The organism is Pseudomonas sp. B3G-3 (assembly GCF_028640915.1).
In the GTDB taxonomy this organism is placed as follows: domain Bacteria; phylum Pseudomonadota; class Gammaproteobacteria; order Pseudomonadales; family Pseudomonadaceae; genus Aquipseudomonas; species Aquipseudomonas chlororaphis_I.
Genome location: NZ_JAQZAB010000084.1, coordinates 1 through 2,220, shown reverse-complemented (window position 1 = coordinate 2,220; position 2,220 = coordinate 1). Strand labels below are relative to the sequence as shown.

The following is a 2,220-nucleotide window of genomic DNA, read 5'->3' as shown; positions in this document are numbered from 1 at the left end:
CAGCACCCAAGCGGGCAGCAGCACCTTGAAAGCCAGCATCAACGGCAGCGAGCGCACTGTAGAGACCACCTTTGTGCGACCTCCTCTGATAGAAGGTTTTATAAAACCGTCTACTGCTAAGCGAACTTGGTCTGACGCTAATGCCTATTGCACCGCGAATGGCGCTCGCCTGCCTACGAAGGATGAACTCCAAGCTCTTTGGGGGCAGGCTACGGTAGGTCGTCCATCTAATAGTGAAATGTGTTCGGTTCATGGCTGGCCGCTCAGCGGCCAGTGCGGGGGCAGTAGCAACGTCTACTGGTCCAGTACGCCGAACGGCACGGGCGACCACTACTACGTCAACCTGAACCATGGCACTGCGAACAACACCAACGACTACGATACCATCCAGGTGGCGTGTGTGCGTTGAGGGTTTTAGTCTTTAGCGTTTAGTTTTTAAATTTGCTTTTACTTTTGCTTCTCTTGAGTGACGGAATCGATATGGAAATTGGCGAACGCTTACAGTTGAGTGAGTCCGTCACATGGGTGGCCTGTTTTCGAGAGGGCATGTTCGTGCGCTTTTATGATGCGCATTTGGGTTGGTTTTGCCAGCAGGGCAAACCTTTGAAAGTATTGTGTCGGGAGGTTAAGAAGCTTCAGGGGCGAGCGGTTTTGTATGGTGGGTTACCGGATACGGCCTTTCAGGCGTGGCTGGCTGCGCAAGTACCTCCCTTGGATGTGCAGGAACAGCCGTGGGGGCTGCAACTGCACATCCCCGGCGGCTTGGATAAGGCGGCCTTGCGCGGATGGTGCGTGGCGCAGCAGGTCCTGGCGACGCAGTCGTCGACGCCTGCTACGTCGGGCAGAGAGGGGACGACCGAGGGTACGTTGATGATGGTGCAACAACAAATATTGAAGGAGTTGAATCAGTTGGCACTGGCAACCTGTACGCCGATGCAGGCCATGCAATGGTTGGCGCGTTGGCAAGGGTTGGCTGTATCGAGTCCGCAGGCCGAGTCAGGCGGTGAAGGTTAATGCTCGCTGGCGCAAGCCGGCGTCCAAAGGACCGGGCCGTTACGGCGGCCCGGTAGGGCCTGGGAGCGTAACCGGCCTGCCCCACGTGGCGTACCCGCAGGGGCATCACGTTGCATAGGGGCTTACGTCGCAAGGCGAACAGTCGGGTTCAGAGGGCAGGCAGTATGGTCGGTCGGGATGGCGAGTGTTGTGTGCTCAACGGCCAGTGCGGGGGCAGTAACAACAACTACTGGTCCAGTACGCCGAACGGCACGGGCAACCACTACAACGTCAACCTGAACAATGGCAATGCGAACAACAACAACGACAACAATACCAACCAGGTGGCGTGTGTGCGTTGAGGTTTACGCCGCTGCCTGACTCGTCCTGCGGATTTACAAAGATAAAGAGCGGTTTGCACTCGCCTATGGTGGCCAATGCTGTCCCGGCTCTTGCCAGACTTGCTTTATTTTCAGATGACTGTATTGCGAGTCGCCGGGTATGAAGTAGCGTTTTAAGGCCCCCAAGTGTTGGTGGTAGAACTGCTGGCGCAAGCGCAGGTGGTTGCCTTGGGCGAGTAGGCCATAGTAGCTGTTGAGCGTCGCGAGTACACTGCGTAACACGCTGGCATCGATGGACTCGGGCCATTCGTCGGGGTGAGACCATTTACCGCGTTGCGGCGCTAGGGCATGAGGCTGTTTATCAGGCGTAAGCTTGTGGTTGAACCATGCCAAGCGTGCTTTGAACGTCTGGCAAGTTCGGGGTAACAACCAGCGATGGTGCGGGAACACCCGATAGCCCAGATATAAGGCATTCAACCATCTACCGCCGCATCTGCTGGCCAACCCAGCTCATGAGGTGGTAGCAGGTCACGCCCTGTTAAGGGCTCCTGGCGGTGTAATGTTCGAACAGGATGCGGAGTGCCTGAGCATGCTCTAGGGCGACTCCACAGAAAGCCATTGAAGTCTCAAAGCGCTCGCCGGGATGTGTGGGGATGTCTTCGAGCAGTAGCAGGATCTCGTTCTGTAGATCTGCCGAGCGGGTGAGCATTTCCTCAAGTGTCATATCGTCAGACTTCCCTTCAGTACATCGATGACCCCGATTCGTCCGTTCGATGCCCCGTGCTTCGCCGGTAATCAGCGCGATTTGTCGTACAAGTGGCTTCATCAGGTATCTGCGATACTCTCTAGGTGTGGCTGAGGGGAGAGTAGGGGAGCAACGAGCTCT

General features: G+C 56.5%; 3 protein-coding genes. All 3 read left to right on the top strand.

Features of this window, described 5'->3' with window-relative positions:
• A partial coding sequence (locus tag PVZ80_RS09540) for an adhesion domain-containing protein (RefSeq protein ID WP_273863753.1) occupies positions 1-409 on the top strand: 409 nt, incomplete at its 5' end.
• Positions 410-480: 71 nt separating this feature from the next.
• Positions 481-1,014, top strand: a complete 534-nt coding sequence (locus PVZ80_RS09535) for a hypothetical protein (RefSeq protein ID WP_273863752.1) — start codon at positions 481-483, stop codon at positions 1,012-1,014.
• Positions 1,015-1,178: 164 nt separating this feature from the next.
• Complete coding sequence (locus PVZ80_RS09530) at positions 1,179-1,355, top strand: hypothetical protein (RefSeq protein WP_273863751.1); 177 nt, start codon at positions 1,179-1,181, stop codon at positions 1,353-1,355.
• Positions 1,356-2,220: the final 865 nt, after the last annotated feature.